Annotated in this window: 12 protein-coding genes; 4 read left to right on the forward strand and 8 right to left on the reverse strand. The window is 72.2% G+C overall.

Going from position 1 to position 14,438, the window contains the following annotated elements; all coding sequences use genetic code 11:
- Nucleotides 1-950: 950 nt before the first annotated feature.
- The 6 genes from IG64_RS34625 to IG64_RS34650 form a co-directional block, all read right to left on the reverse strand.
- On the reverse strand, nt 951-1,400 hold the full coding sequence (locus tag IG64_RS34625; protein WP_037863773.1) for a peptidase inhibitor family I36 protein: 450 nt from the start codon (nt 1,398-1,400) through the stop codon (nt 951-953).
- A gap of 222 nt (nt 1,401-1,622) precedes the next feature.
- The gene (locus IG64_RS34630; protein ID WP_037863776.1) at nt 1,623-2,462 is read right to left on the reverse strand and encodes a carbohydrate ABC transporter permease; all 840 of its coding nucleotides are present in this window, start codon (nt 2,460-2,462) and stop codon (nt 1,623-1,625) included.
- Nucleotides 2,459-3,736, reverse strand: a complete 1,278-nt coding sequence (locus tag IG64_RS34635) for a carbohydrate ABC transporter permease (RefSeq protein WP_051813681.1) — start codon at nt 3,734-3,736, stop codon at nt 2,459-2,461. The genes IG64_RS34630 and IG64_RS34635 overlap by 4 nt, the downstream gene beginning before the upstream one ends.
- Nucleotides 3,737-3,785: 49 nt before the next feature.
- Nucleotides 3,786-5,120 (reverse strand): ABC transporter substrate-binding protein, encoded by a 1,335-nt coding sequence (locus IG64_RS34640; protein ID WP_037863777.1) that lies wholly within the window; start codon nt 5,118-5,120, stop codon nt 3,786-3,788.
- 43 nt (nt 5,121-5,163) lie between these two features.
- Nucleotides 5,164-6,795 carry a glycoside hydrolase family 13 protein gene (locus tag IG64_RS34645; protein WP_037863778.1) on the reverse strand — a complete coding sequence of 544 codons (1,632 nt, stop codon included), beginning with the start codon at nt 6,793-6,795 and terminating at the stop codon, nt 5,164-5,166.
- A gap of 181 nt (nt 6,796-6,976) precedes the next feature.
- Complete coding sequence (locus tag IG64_RS34650) at nt 6,977-8,248, reverse strand: ABC transporter substrate-binding protein (protein ID WP_037863779.1); 1,272 nt, start codon at nt 8,246-8,248, stop codon at nt 6,977-6,979.
- Nucleotides 8,249-8,375: 127 nt separating this feature from the next.
- Between IG64_RS34650 and IG64_RS34655 the strand changes: the two genes are divergently transcribed.
- The 4 genes from IG64_RS34655 to IG64_RS34670 all read left to right on the forward strand — a co-directional run bounded on the left by IG64_RS34655 (nt 8,376) and on the right by IG64_RS34670 (nt 13,168).
- A complete protein-coding gene (locus IG64_RS34655) occupies nt 8,376-8,891 on the forward strand; it encodes a PadR family transcriptional regulator (protein ID WP_037863781.1) in 516 nt (171 codons plus the stop codon).
- A 9-nt stretch (nt 8,892-8,900) separates the two neighbouring features.
- Nucleotides 8,901-9,686, forward strand: a complete 786-nt coding sequence (locus IG64_RS34660; protein WP_037863783.1) for an ABC transporter ATP-binding protein — start codon at nt 8,901-8,903, stop codon at nt 9,684-9,686.
- A gap of 42 nt (nt 9,687-9,728) precedes the next feature.
- Nucleotides 9,729-12,011, forward strand: a complete 2,283-nt coding sequence (locus IG64_RS34665) for an ABC transporter permease (protein ID WP_037863785.1) — start codon at nt 9,729-9,731, stop codon at nt 12,009-12,011.
- 125 nt (nt 12,012-12,136) lie between these two features.
- Nucleotides 12,137-13,168: a M28 family peptidase gene (locus IG64_RS34670; RefSeq protein WP_051813683.1), complete on the forward strand. Its 1,032-nt coding sequence runs from the start codon at nt 12,137-12,139 to the stop codon at nt 13,166-13,168.
- Nucleotides 13,169-13,208: 40 nt separating this feature from the next.
- On the opposite strand, the gene IG64_RS34675 is transcribed toward IG64_RS34670, so the two are convergent.
- On the reverse strand, nt 13,209-14,123 hold the full coding sequence (locus tag IG64_RS34675; RefSeq protein ID WP_037863787.1) for a Bax inhibitor-1/YccA family membrane protein: 915 nt from the start codon (nt 14,121-14,123) through the stop codon (nt 13,209-13,211).
- Between the two features lie 179 nt (nt 14,124-14,302).
- Nucleotides 14,303-14,425, reverse strand: a complete 123-nt coding sequence (locus IG64_RS39695) for an RICIN domain-containing protein (protein ID WP_420710038.1) — start codon at nt 14,423-14,425, stop codon at nt 14,303-14,305.
- Nucleotides 14,426-14,438: the final 13 nt, after the last annotated feature.

Raw genomic sequence — 14,438 nt, forward strand, 5'->3', positions numbered from 1 at the left:
GGGCGCGCATCAGCCTGCAAAGGGGAGACTTTCCCTTTGGGTCTGCAGCACTCGGACATATCAAGACGGAAAACGGAAACAAATATCGACCCGCTTTCACGCCACGTCCGTCTGAATCATCATTCGGTTTCGGTTGATCATTGGCCGATGACAGATTTTCGGCGTCCCGGCACGCGGCATGGGGGGTGGGACGCAGGGCGGGAACGCGGCCGTGGTGGCGGCGGTCACCAGCAGGGCCGGGGTGAGACCGGTCCGGTCAGCGAGGGCTCCGATCAGCAGCGGGCCGCACACACACGCTTGTCCGCACCGAGCACGTGCACGAGCGCTTCGATCGCGGCCGGGTACGGCACACCGCTGGTCGTGGCGAGCACGTTCGTCCCGGAGTACTCGGCCGGGTGGCCACGGTCCCCATGGCAGGCAGGGGGTCGGCGTCCTCGTGCCGGATCAGCGGCGCGATCTCGGGTGGCACCAGCACCGCGACCACGTCCGTGTATCCGCCGCCCAGGCCTTGGACAGGATGCACAGATCCGGCACGGTGCCCTCCCCGTGCCGGCTCGCCAGGGGAGTGCCGGTGCGGGAGAAGACCTTGCGGCTGCCCTGGCCCACGCTCGCGCACAGCAGGCCGCTCGACCCGTCGAAGATGCGCCCGCCGTCCGGCGGGTGCAGGCCGGCGCCGCGGTCGGCGTGAGGGGCGAGGGTGTCGTGGGGCGGATGAGGGCGGGCGACGCAACCGACGGGAATCCCGCAAGCTCCGCTACTGGGCCGAGCGCAGCGGGCAATCCCGCCGCGCCGGACTTCGAACCAGCCACCCATCACCCGCGTGGGACAGCCAGAGGCGACTGAACAGGACATCAGCCGCCGCCTGGAGTTGCGCATGAAGCGCCAACAATTGCTTCGTACTCCTACGATGCCCTCCCGTGCCCGGCGCGCAGTGGCTCCGGACGGGACTCTCAGGTGCCCGCTCCCGCGTCCTTCCAGATCGACAGCCCCGACGCCCGGTCGTTGAAGCCGAAGTCGGCCAGGTTCGCCAGGTGGTGGTAGGAGTGCACGCGGAAGTCGACGTATCCGTCCGTCTTCGGCACGTCCGTCATCGCCCAGGGGTAGTTGGTGTTGTTGATCACCGAGGAGATGCTGTTGTCCATCGAGCTGCCGATGTCCGTGCCGATGTTGAGGTAGGTGTCCCTCTCACCCCAGCGGATGCCGACCGACTTGCCCTGGTAGTTGGCGTCGGTGTAGACGCAGAACTCGTACTTCGACGCGTTGCAGTCCGAGCCGACGTTCCAGACGCCCACCTGCCACGGCTCGCTGGCGGACGCCGTCGTGGTCGTGCCGAGCACGGTCACGCCCGTGGCGAGCACGGTCAGACCGATACCGGCGAGGCGCTTGTTGCGCAGTTTCACTGTGTTCCCTGTCCCTCTGTGCGGCACACCGAAGATCCTTCTCATCAAGATCAACGTGTGCGGAGGGGCAGGGGTTCACTCCGGTTCGCGCGACGCAGAGCCGCGGCCGCGCGTCCGGGACCGGCCCGCGGCCCGCCGCGCCCGCCCGGTGAACGCGGCGGGGGCGGAGGCCGTGTACCTCCGCCCCCGCCCGGGCCGCGTGCCCCCTCCGGGGCCGGGTCGCTACTTGACCGATCCGGCCATCACGCCCTGCACGAAGTGCCGCTGGAAGGCGAAGAACACCACGAGCGGTACGACGAGCGACACGAAGGCGCCCGGCGCGAGGACGTCGATGTTGCTGCCGAACTGCCGCACCTGCGACTGGAGTTCCACCGTCAGCGGCTGGGAGGAGCTGTCGGCGAACAGCAGCGCCACCAGCAGGTCGTTCCACACCCACAGGAACTGGAAGATGGCCAGGCTGGCGATGGCCGGGCGGCCGACCGGCAGGACGAGCTGGACGAAGATCCGCCACTCGCTGCCGCCGTCCATGCGGGCGGCCTCCAGCATCTCCTTGGGGATCTCGGCGAAGTAGTTGCGCAGCAGGAACACCGCGAACGGCAGACCGTAGGCCACGTGGAAGAGGACGACGCCGGGGATCGTGCCGAACAGGCCGAGCTGTCCGAAGAGCTTGGCGACCGGCAGCAGACCGATCTGCACGGGCACCACCAGCAGGGCCACCACCAGCAGGAACAGCGGCTCGCGGCCGGGGAAGTCCAGCCAGGCGAAGGCGTACCCGGCGAGCGCGGCGAGGATGACGACGAGGGCGGTCGCCGGCACCGAGATCAGCACGGTGTTCCAGAAGGCGCGGGTGATCCCGGCGTTGCCCAGCAGGGACGAGTAGTTGTCGAAGGACAGCTGTCCCGGGCTGGTCAGGGCCGTCCACCAGCCGCCCTTGGCGGTGTCCTCGGAGGAGCGCATCGAGGAGACGAAGAGCCCCGCCAGCGGCGTCAGCCAGATCAGCCCGATCACCACGAGGAAGGCCTGCACCAGGCCGTTGCCCAGGCCCCTCCTGACCGCGTTCATCGCTGACTCTCCTTGAAACGGCGGACGTTGAAGACCATCGCGGGGATGACGAGGACCAGCAGCAGCACCCCGAGCGCGCTGCCCAGGCCCTGGTTGTTGCCTCCGCCGAAGGACACCAGCCACATCTGGGTGGCCAGTACGGTGGCGTCCTCCTGCACCGGGCCGGGCGCGATGATGTAGACGAGGTCGAAGACCTTCAGGACGTTGATGACCAGCGTCACGAAGACCACGGTGAGGACGGGCGCGAGCAGCGGCACGGTGATGCGCCGGAAGACCTGCCACTCGTTGGCCCCGTCCATGCGCGCCGCTTCCAGGGTGTCCCGGGGCAGTGTGGACAGGCCCGCGCCGATCAGGACCATCGCGAAGCCGGTCCAGATCCACAGGTAGGCGCCGATGATGGCGGGTGTCACGAGGGTCGGGCCGAGCCAGGAGATGCCCTGGTAGGGCGGCGCGAAGTTGGAGGCGGGCAGTCTGAGCACGAACGAGCCCGTGTGCAGACCGGAGAAGTGGAAGGAGCCGTCGGCCGCGGTCTTGGCGCTGGCCACCGTGGTTCCGCCGCTCACCGCCTCGACCTTCATCCCGGGCAGTCCGCTCTCCCGCCGGTCGACCTTGCCCGGGGTGCCCGCCCCGCCGGGCGTGAAGTCCAGGTAGACGACGCCGCTCACCTCCCCGGAGGCGGGTCCGCGTGTGCTCGCCGGGTAGGCCGGCGCGGCGTTCTTCGGCAGGTCCTTGGGCAGGACGCCGACCATCGGGATCGCGACCGCGGAGCCGGGCCGGACCGCCTCGGTGGTGTAGGAGCCGTCGCTGCCCCGGGTCAGTCCCCCCGGGCCGCCGGTGCGGGCCCGCGCCGTCGGGTAGGACGAGGTGCCGCTGAAGGCGTCGTGGACGGAGACGGCCGCCGCGTTGAGCACGCCCTTGCCGGGGTCCTGGTCGTAGGCGAGCCGGAAGATGATCCCGGCGGCGAGGAAGGACACGGCCATGGGCATGAACAGCAGCAGCTTGAACGCGGTGGCCCAGCGGACCTTCTCCACCAGGACGGCGAGGATCAGGCCGAGTCCGGTCAGCAGCGCCGGGGCGACGACCACCCAGATGACGGTGTTCCGGATCGCCTTGAGGGTCGCCGGGTCGCGGAACATCTCGGTGTAGTTGTCCGCGCCGACGAAGCGGTCACCGGAGGCGTCGAAGAAGCTGCGTCCGATGGAGAACAGGACGGGGTAGACGACGAGCGCGCCGAGCAGGAGCAGCGCGGGGAAGGCGAACAGCAGGGCGATGATCCGCCCCCGCCGCCGTCTCCTTGGTGAGTGTGGTGGCGGTCATGTCGGATCAGCCCTGGCCCTTGTACGCCTTGGCCGCGGCGGCCTCCAGCTGGGCGGCGGTGCCCTTGGGGTCCGACGGGTCGCGCAGGAAGTCCTGGAGCAGCTTCCACTCGCCCACGCCCTTGGTGCCGCCGAACGAGGCGGGTGCCTGGTCCGACATGTCGAAGCGGACGGTGTCGCCGGCCTGGATGAGGGACTTGGCGGTGGCCCGGGTGACGTCGTCGCCGTAGGTGGCGAGGTCGAGCGCCTTGTTCGGGGAGAGGAAGCCGCCCGCCTTCGCCCACACGCCCGCGGCCTCCGGGGTGGCCAGGTACTCCACGAGCTGCATGCCCGCCTTGCTGTTCTTGCCGTCCTTGAGGACGACGGCGGCGTCACCGCCGCTGACCACCGGCGCCTTGCCGCCGTCGACCGGCGGGAACGGGAAGAAGTTCGCGTCCTTGCCCACGGTCCTGCCGAACTGGTCGTGGGCGACACCGGCGACGAAGTCGCCCTCGTAGACCATGCCGGCCTCGGGCTTGGGGCCGAAGACCTTCTCCACCGAGCCGGGGAAGTCGGTGTTCAGGGCCTCCTTCTGGCCGCCCGCGATCAGTTGCTTGTCCTTGAAGAGCTTGCCGAGCGTGTCCAGTGCCTTGACCACACTGGCGTCGGTCCACTTCAGGTGGTGTGCGGCGAGCGCGTCGTACTTCTCGGGTCCGGCCTGGGAGAGGTAGATGTTCTCGAACCAGTCGGTGAGGGTCCAGCCGTCCTCCCCGGCGACCGCGAAGGCGGCGAGTCCGGAGTCGGAGACGGTGTGCCCGGCCTTGAGCATGTCCGCGTAGGTGGCCGGCGGCTGGACTCCGGCCTGGGTGAGCGCGTCGGGGCTGTACCAGACGGTCGACTTGTGGGCGGCCTTGAAGTACAGGCCGTAGAGGGTGTTGCCGACGCTGCCGTACTTCTTCCAGACGGGTGCGTAGTTCGCGCCGACGGACTGCTGGGCGGTGGCGGACAGCGGCTTGAGCCAGCCCTTCTGGGCGAACTGCTGGAGCACGCCGACCTGCGGGACCATCACGACGTCGGGGGCGTTGCCGCCCTCGATCTTGCTGCCGATCACGGTCGAGACGTTGTCGCCCGTGGAGACGAACTGGGTCTTCGCCCCGGTCTTCTCGGTGAAGGCGTCCAGCACCTTCTGGAAGTTCTTCTGCTCGCTGCCGGTCCAGACGCCGGCCACGGTGACCGTCTGGCCGCTCAGTGCCTTGCTGCCGCCGCCCGCCGAGACGGGGTCGTCGCTGCCGCAGGCGGTGGCGCCGAGGGCGAGGACGAGTGCGGTGCAGCCGGTGAGAAGTGCGGTGCGTCGTCGCATCATCGTTGATGTCCCTTCAGGGGTGGGGAACTGACTGACGGAGGATTCAGAGGCCGGCGGGGTCGGTGATCCACCAGGCGGCGGTGGAGCCGGCGAGTACGCCGGGCGGGCACGGCCCGCTGGCCAGCAGGGGGGTGCCGGGCACCGGGGCGGGTGTGGGGGCCGTACCGAAGTTGACGGCGCAGACCAGGCCGTCGCCGCGGGTGAAGGCGAGGATCCCCGGCGGGGTGTCGAGCCAGCGCAGCGTTCCCTCGCCCAGTTGCGGCAGCGCGGAGCGCAGTTGCAGGCCCTCGCGGTAGAGGTGCCAGAAGGACCGGGTGTCGGCGAGTGCGCGGTCGGTGACGTACTCGGCGAAGTACTCGGGCTGCGGCAGCCACGGCTTGGCGTTCTCCGTGCCGGAGGTGAAGCCGAAGGGGGACGCCTGACCGGACCAGGGCAGCGGGACCCGGCAGCCGTCGCGGATGCGGGCCCGGCTGCCGGTGCGGTGGAAGATCGGGTCGGTGAGCACGTCGTCGGGCAGGTCGACGACCTCGGGCAGACCCAGTTCCTCGCCCTGGTAGATGTACGCGGCCCCGGGCAGGGCGAGCATCAGCAGCGCGGCGGCGCGGGCGCGGGCGGCGCCCAGCCCGCTGCCCTCGGGGGTGGGCTCGCCGTAGCGGGTGACGGTGCGGACCTGGTCGTGGTTGTTGAGGACCCAGGTGACGGTGGAGCCGGTGCCGGCGATGTCCTGCATCGCCTCGGAGACGACCTTGCGGAAGGCGTCGGGGTCCCAGGGGGCGCTGAGCAGGTCGAAGAAGAACGCCTGGTGCAGTTCGTCGGGGCGGACGTACCGGGCGTGTTCGCGTGCGGTGGGGACGGACACCTCGCCGACGAGCAGCCGCTCCTGGCCGTCCCGGGCGGTGTACTCCTCGCACAGGGAGCGCCAGCGCCGCCACACGTCGTGGACCTCGGGCTGGTTCCAGGCGAGCGGGTTGACCGAGTCACGGGTGCGGGCGTCGGCCTCGGGGTCGGGTGAGTCGGGCAGGTCGGGGTGTTTGAACAGTCCGGCGGCGACGTCGATGCGGAAGCCGTCCACGCCCCGGTCCAGCCAGAACCGCAGGACGCGGTCGAACTCGGCGGCCACCTCGGGGGTGCGCCAGTTCCAGTCGGGCTGTTCGGGTGTGAACATGTGCAGGTACCACTGGCCGGGCCGGCCGTCGGCCTCGGTGACCCGGCTCCAGGCCGGGCCGCCGAACATCGCGTGCCAGTTGTTGGGCGGTTCGGCGCCGTCGGGCCCGCGGCCGTCGGCGAAGTGGAAGCGGGCGCGGGCCGCGCTGCCGGGCGGCGAGTCGAGCGCCTGCCGGAACCACGGGTGCTCGCTGGAGCAGTGGTTGGGGACGATGTCGAGGAGGACCTTGACGCCGAGCTGGCGGGCCGCGGTCATCAGCCGGTCGAACTCGGCGAGGTCGCCGAAGAGCGGGTCGACGTCGCAGTAGTCGGCGACGTCGTAGCCGTGGTCGTGCTGCGGGGAGCGGTAGAAGGGGCTCAGCCAGATGCCGTCGACCCCGAGTTTCTTCAGGTACGGCAGTCCCGCGCGGACCCCGGCCAGATCGCCGACGCCGTCACCGGTGCTGTCCAGAAAGCTGCGGACGTACACCTGGTAGATCACGGCGTCACGCCACCAACGATGCCTGTTCACATGATTGACCTGTCTCTGAAAGCCCGTCGTTGTGCATGCATGTTATGTATGTGTTTCACGCAGCTGTCAACGAAGTGGCCGAGACTACTGGGGAGTTACCTCCGCGAAAACCACCCAAAAGCGGACATACGGCGGCAGGGTGTTATGTCCGCGTTACTTAACAAGTAACTAGGGGGGGTGGCTAGCGGTGGGTGATGTCGTCCAGTTCCCGCGCCAGCCGGCGCACGGCCTGCTCGGGCGTCTGCTGCCCGGTCAGCGCGTCATGGACGACCGCCTGCACCACCAGGCTGACCTGGTCGTAGCGCGGGCTCTTGGGGCGCGGCGCGGCGGCGAGCACGGCGGCGCGCAGGGTCGGCAGGTAGGGGAACCGCCGCACCAGCTCCGGGTCCTGGTACAGGTCCGCCCGGACCGGGGGCAGCGCTCCCCGGGTGAGCACCTGCCGCTGGACCTGTTCACCGGTGAGGTACTGGATCAGGCGCTCGGCGGACTCCGGGTGCCGGGCATGCGTGTTGACGGCGAGGTCGGATCCGCCCAGCACGCTCGTGCCGGGTCCGTGCGGGCCGGGCAGCGGCACCGCGCCGATCTTCCCGGCGACCGGGGAGCCCTCGGCGGAGGCGACGGCGTAGGCGTAGGGCCAGTTGCGCAGGAAGAGCAGGCGGCCGTCCTGGAAGGCCTGCTTGGACTCCTCCTCCTTGTACGACAGTGCCGCCCGGGGGATCCAGCCCTCGCGCAGCCCGCGCGCCAGGAAGCCGATGCCCTCGCGGGCCGCGGCCGAGTCGACGGTGACGCGCCGGCCCTCCTCGCCGAGGATCGTGCCGCCCGCGGAGTACACGGCCTCGGCCGCGTTGACGGTGAGCCCCTCGTAGGACAGGAACTGGCCCGCGTAGCCGTCGAGTCCGTACTTCGGCGCGATGGTCCTGGCGTCCCGTTCCAGCTCCGCCCAGGTGCGCGGCGGCGGCACGCCCTCCTTCGCGAGCACGTCCTTGCGGTACAGGAGCAGCCCGGCGTTGGTGACGTACGGGACGGCGTACAGGCGGCCGTCGTAGGTCGCCGTGTCGACGACCGGCGGCAGGAAGGACTTCAGCGGGAAGCGCCCGGCCGGCAGCGGGCGGATCCAGCCGGCCGCCGCGAACTCCGAGGTCCAGTTGACGTCGATGTTGAGGACGTCGAAGCGGCTGCGGTCGCCGCCGCGCAGGTCGGTGGCCATCTGCGCGTGCGTCTCGTCGGCGGAGTCGGGCAGCTCGACCAGCGTCACCCGCTCCGCGGGGTGGGTCCTGTTCCAGCCCTCCAGGAGAGGGCCGAGATAGCCGGTGAGGTCCCCCGCGGTGGCCAGGGTGAGCGGTCCGCGCGTGCTGCCGCCGCCCTCGTCGGCGCGGGCACCCGAGGCGAGGTAGCCGGTCATGACCACGACCAGTGCGAGAAGACCCCTACCGGTGGCCCGTATCCACCGCATAGGTTCCTCCTTGCACACCGGCGCCGGCACCTTCGCCGAGCGTCAGCCCATGTATACCCGTTAGGTATGGGCGATACTAGAGTCTGGAGCACAACAGGCAGATGACAAGGCTAGGAGGACTGCACGAGTGCGCCTGCCCCTCCTGGCCCTTCTCGCCCGCGGCCCGGCACACGGCTACGAGCTGAAGCAGGACCTTGAGCAACTGCTCGGCTCAGCGTACCCTCAGCCGAACGTCGGCCAGATCTACGTGACCCTGGGCCGCCTGGAGAAGACCGGCCTGATCCAGGGGGAGCAGGTCGAGCAGTCCAGCCGGCCCAACAAGAAGATCTACCACCTCACCGACGCCGGACGGGACGAACTGCGCACCTGGTTCGCGGAGCCCGAGGACGAACCGCGGGTGCGGGACGAGTTCTTCATGAAGCTCGCCCTCGCCCCGCAGACCGGCCTCGCCGACCAGATCGCCCTCATCAACCAGCAGCGGCGGCAGTACCTCAACACCATGCGCCAGCTGTCCAGGCTGGCCGCGGCCGAGGACCGGGAGAACCGGATCGCCCAGCTGCTCATCGAGGGCGCCATGCTGCACCTCCAGGCCGATCTGGACTGGCTGGAGCGGTGTCAGGAGGAACTGGAGGACCAGGAGTGAACGACCGCCATGAGTGACGGGCGCTCTCGCGGGGAACAGACCGCCGAACCCCCCGTGCTGCGGGCCGAGCAGCTGGTGAAGACCCACTACGGCGAGGGGGCGCCCGCGCACGCCGTGCGCGGGGTCGACCTGTCGGTGGGGCGGGGCGAGTTCGTGGCGGTCACCGGGCCCTCCGGGGCCGGCAAGTCGACCCTGCTCCACCTGCTCGGCGGGCTGCAACGGCCGGACCGGGGAAGCATCTGGCTGGACGGCCGGTGCACCGACTCCTACAGCGAGGCCCGCTGGGCCCAGGAGCGCAGGCGGACCGTGGGGATCGTCTTCCAGTTCTTCAACCTGGTCTCCAACCTGTCCGTCGCCGACAACGTCGAGCTGCCCGCCCTGCTCGCCGGCCGCACCCCCCGGCAGGCCCGCGCCGAGCGCGAGGAACTCCTCGGCGAACTGGGGCTCGACGGCAAGGAACGCAGCATGCCGGGCGAGCTGTCCGGCGGCGAACAGCAGCGGGTGGCGCTCGCCCGCGCCCTGGTCAACCACCCCCCGCTGCTCCTGGCCGACGAGCCGGCCGGCAGCCTCGACAGCAAGGGGACCCGCGAGGTGATGCGGCTGCTGTCCCGCTTCCACCGGCGCGGCCAGGCGATCGTGCTCGTCACCCATGACGCCCGGCTGGCCAGCGCCGCCGACCGGGTGATCAGCTTCTTCGACGGCCGGATAGCCGACGACGCGGAGCTGGACGGGACGCCCGCCCCGGGCACCGGCGGTATCACACGTGTGCTGGAGCTGAAGGAGCGGACGCGATGAGCGGCGCCCTCCGGCACCCGGCCCGTCCGAAGGACTGACACCGTGCGAGCCACGTTGCGCTGGGCCCACTCCGATCTGCGCACCCACCGCGGGGAGGCCCTCTTCCTCGTGCTGGCCACGGCCGGCATCGTCGTCTCGCTGCTGCTGGCCACCGCGCTGTTCGGCTACGCCACCAACCCGTGGCAGCGGGTGTTCACCCAGTCCCGCGGCGCACACGTGTGGATCCACACCGTCAAGAACGCCGACACCGGCCGCCTCGCCTCCCTGGACGGCGTCCAAGCCGTGGCCGGCCCCTACCCCGACACGTTCGCCACCGTGTCCGTGCGCGGTGTCCGCGCCTCCGTCGAGCTGCGCGGCACCCCGGCTCCGCCGTCGGTGGACCGGCCCCTGCTCGTCTCCGGCCACTGGCTCGACCCGCGGGACGCGGGCGGCGTCGTGCTGGAGAGCAGCCTCGCCCGCGTCCTGCTCGCGGAACCCGGCGACACGCTCACCCTGCCCGACACCGCGCGCACCCTGACCGTGGTCGGCGTCGCCGAGAGCGCCGAACCCCGCTACCGGCCGGGCGAGCAGCCGGGACTGGTGTGGGCGCCGCCCGGCGCGATCGGTGACGGCGGCGGCCAGGTCGTCGGGCTGCGCCTGACCGACCCGGACGACACGGACTACGCCGTCCAGCGGGCCGTGACCGTGCTGGGCGCCGGAGTGGTCGGCGAGGTCTCCACCTGGCGGCAGGCGCGGGCCGAGGCCCAGGGCGACGACCGGCTGCTCGGCCAGGTGCTCGGCCTGTTCGGCGTGGCGGCGCTGCTGGCGGCCGGGCTCGCCGTGCACGGCGCGATCGGCGCCCGGATCCGCGGGCACCTGCGGGACATCTCCGTGCTGAAGGCGATCGGTTTCACCCCCGGCCAGGTGGTCCGGATCTTCCTGCTGCAGCACGTGGCGTACGCCGTGCTCGGTTCGGTGGCCGCCGCGGTCCTCGTCCGCGGCCTGGGGCCGCGTGTCCCGGGGCGGCTCGGGGACGCGGTCGGCGTGTGGCAGGGACTGCCGGGGCACGGCGCCGCCCTGTTCGCGGTGCCGGTCTGCACCGTCCTGTTCATCGGCGCCGTCACCGGCCTGGCGGCCTGGCGGGCGGGGCGGGTGCCGCCCGTGCCGGTGCCGCGCCGCACGGCGGTGTCCGGCGGACGGCTGACCGGCGCCGCGCGCCGCGCCCTCGGCCTGCGGCTGCCGCCCGGCGTGCTGCTGGGCTGGCACCGGACCGTCACCAGCCGCCGGCGCACCCTGGCCACGGTCGGCAGGTTCGCCCTCCCGCTGCTGCTCGTGGTGGTCGCGACCAGCGCCTGGACCACCATCGACCGCTTGCACGGCCACCCCGAGCGCCTCGGTCTGCCCGCCTCCCTGACGGTCCGTACGGACGGCACCCTGGACGACCGGGAGACCCGCGCCGTGCTCCGGCGCGAGCCCAGCGTGGCCGCCGTCTACCCGGGGGTGCAACTGGCGGCGCTGGTACCGGGGCAGACGTCCACCATCGCCCTGCGCGGCCTCGGCACCCGCCAGGACCCCTACCCGTACCGCGTCGCCGAGGGCCGCGCCGCGCGCGGTCCCGACGAGGCGGTCGCCGGCCAGGGCCTGCTCGACCTGCTGGACGCGCACGTGGGCGACTGGGTCCGCATGACGGTGGCCGGTCAGCCGCAGGTGCTGCACATCGTGGGCCGCAGCATCGAACCGGCCAACGCCGGACGGGTCATCTCCACCTCCCTGGACACCCTGCGCGAGAACGACCCCGGGCTGAGCGCCACCCTCTACCAGGTGCGCCTGCGCCCGGCGGCCGATCCGCACCAGGTCGGCGCGGCGCTGGTCAGGGCCGGGCACGGGCACCTGGACGTGCACCCGGTGCCCAGCCCCGCCGACGGGCTGTCCGCCCTGCGCGGTCTCGTCGCCGGTCTCGTCTGCGTGCTCGCGCTGATCGGGCTGATCGAGCTGCTGGCCGCGATCGGCAGCACCGTCCGGGAGGGCGAACGCGACCTGCCGGCCCTGAGCGCGATCGGACTGACGCCCCGGCAGGTGTCCGCGATCACGGTGACGGCGACCGCCTGCACGGCGCTGGCGGCGGTCGCGCTCGCCACGGCCGCGGGTCTGCCGCTCGCCCACTGGCTGATCGACGCCCAGGCACGCTCCAGCGGCATCGGGGCCGGGATCGCGGCCGGCCCCTCCCCGCTCCTCCTGGCCCTGCTCGCGGTGACCGCGGTCGGCGGTGCCGCCGCTCTGGCCGCGGTGCCCGCATCGCGGGCCGTCCGGCGCCGGCCCGCCGACACCCTGAACACCAGCGGGTGAGTGCCGACGGGTCCCAGGGTGCCGGTTCCCGGGCGCACCCCGCACTCGGGTGTGCGGGTTCCGGCGGTGCGGGGAGTGTTAGGTTTCTCGGCGTACGACACACCTTGCCGAGACGCGGAGTGGTGATGGACGAGGGCATACCCGCCCCGGGCGGAACCGGGCCGTTCGCGGACGCGGACGTCTCACGGCTGCGCCGGGACGTGGAGTTCCTCGCCGCCGCCGGGCCGCGCAGCCGCCGGCGCGCGCCGCGGGCGATGGAGCGCGCCGAGGCGTACGTCCGTGAGCAACTGGCCGCCGCCGGCTGGCAGGTGGAGCGGCAGCCGTTCGACCTGCGGTGGCGGATCGGCTCGACCGACCGGCACGGACATCGCGCGCTCGCCCTCAAACCCCGCCTGCACCGCCGGTTGCGCGGTGCCAACCTGATCGCCGCCCTGCCCGGCGCCGCCGCGGGGCCCACGGTGCTGGTCGGCGCGCATCTGGACAGTGTCGACGGCAGCCCGGGAGCGGACGACAACGCGTCCGGAGTGGCGGTGGTGCTGGAGACCGCGCGCCTGCTGGCCCGGCTCCCCCGGCCGCCGGCGGTCACGCTCGCCGTGTTCGACATGGAGGAACTCGGCCTCATCGGCGCCCGGCACGCCGCCCGCGAACTGGTCCTGGCCGGCCGCGTCGCCGGGATGATCTGCCTGGAGTCGGTCGGCTGCTTCGACGACACACCGGGCAGCCAGCGGCTCCCGCCCGGCTTCGCCACCGTCTTCCCCGAGGCGGCGGCGGCCACCCGCGCCGACGGCCTGCGCGGCGACTTCACGCTCGTGGTGCACCGGCGCTCCTCGGCCGCCGCGGCCGCGCACTGGCAGCGGGCCGCCGCGGCGGCCTCCCCCGGCCTGCGCGGGATCCTGCTGCGGGACCCGCGGCCCGACGGCCCGCTGGGCCTGCTCATCGGCCTGGCCGTCCCGCCCGCCGGCCATCTCGGACGCAGCGACCACGCGCCCTTCTGGAACCGGCGGATCCCGGCGCTGATGCTCACCGACACGGCGAACTTCCGCAATCCGCACTACCACCGGGCGACCGACGTGCCGGCGACGCTGGACTTCGCCCGGCTGGCCTCGGTCACCGCCGCGACCGCGGCCACCGCCGTCTCCTGGCCGCGCGGCACCTGACGGCCGGGCCGCCCGCGCGGGCACGGGCGTCGGTGCACGGTCAGTAGAGGTCGTCCTGCGGTACGAGGGTGAGCAGCCGTACGGTCTCGACGTACAGCCACACCAGCGTCAGCGTGAGGCCGAAGGCCGCGAGCCACGCCTCCTGCGCGGGCACCCCCCGGGTGAGCGCGTGCTGGACCCGGCGCAGGTGCAGGGCCAGGAAGGACGTGCCCAGGACGACGCCCACGACGCCGGCGAGGACACCGGGGACACCGCTGCGAAGACCGAGGCCCTCCGCGTCGGACAGGGCGGGCAGGAGCAGGTCCGCGGCGGCGAGGAGCACCAGCCCGAGCGCCCCGGCCCCGGCGAGCCCGCGGCCCCGGCGCCCGATACGGGTCCAGCGCAGCCGGTGGGCCGCCAGCACACCGGCGCAGGCGGTCATCGTGCCCAGCACCAGCTGCGCGCACGCCCCGGGCGCCACACGGGCGCAGACGGTGTTCGACAGCAGGCCCAGAAAGGCCCCCTGCCCCACCGCGTGGGCGAGGGCCAGCCCCGCCGACGGACGGGTGCGCGCGTACTGGACCAGCACCAGGGCGAGGACGAGCAGTGCGGCGGCGCCCGCGAGGCCGTACGACCAGCCGGTGCCGGCCGGGGCCACCGGTGGCACCGTCCAGGCCAGCACGGCGGTCAGGGCCGCCGTTGCGAGGGTGAGGGCGGCGCGTGAGACCACGGCGTCCATGGTCAGCAGGTCCGCGACGAGCCACGGCGACGGCTCGGGGCCGGGGTCGGGCGAGGCCCCCGGTTCGGTGTCCTGCCCGGTGCCGGTCCGCTCCCGCCCCACGGCGAGTCCGGCCTCCACCTCGATCTGCGTACCCCGGTCACCGGCGGCCGTCTTCCGTCCGCCCCGGCGTTCGAACCGCCGCCGGGACAGCAGGGGGTTGCTGCTCTTCAGGGAACGCTGCTCGACACCCGCCACGGCAGACACCTTTCTCTACGGACTCACACTTTCGCACACATTTCTCCCGAACCCTACTGCCTGTCTCACATACATATGTTTCGCTCGCCGGAACGACGGGTGCTTCCGCGCATGACGCGGCGCCCCAGGCATCCGGCCTGGGGCGCCGTGCACACCGCCATCTCCCGTGAAGCGGGCTGTCAGGCGGGGAGTTTCCAGAGCTGGTTGTCGGAGGCGGCACACGCCCAGATCTGGAGCTTGGTGCCGTTGGCGGAACTCGGACCCGTAGCATCCAGGCACCTGCCCGACTGCGTACCGACCAGCGTGCCGTTCGAC

Source organism: Streptomyces sp. NRRL S-340, from assembly GCF_000720185.1.
GTDB lineage: Bacteria > Actinomycetota > Actinomycetes > Streptomycetales > Streptomycetaceae > Streptomyces.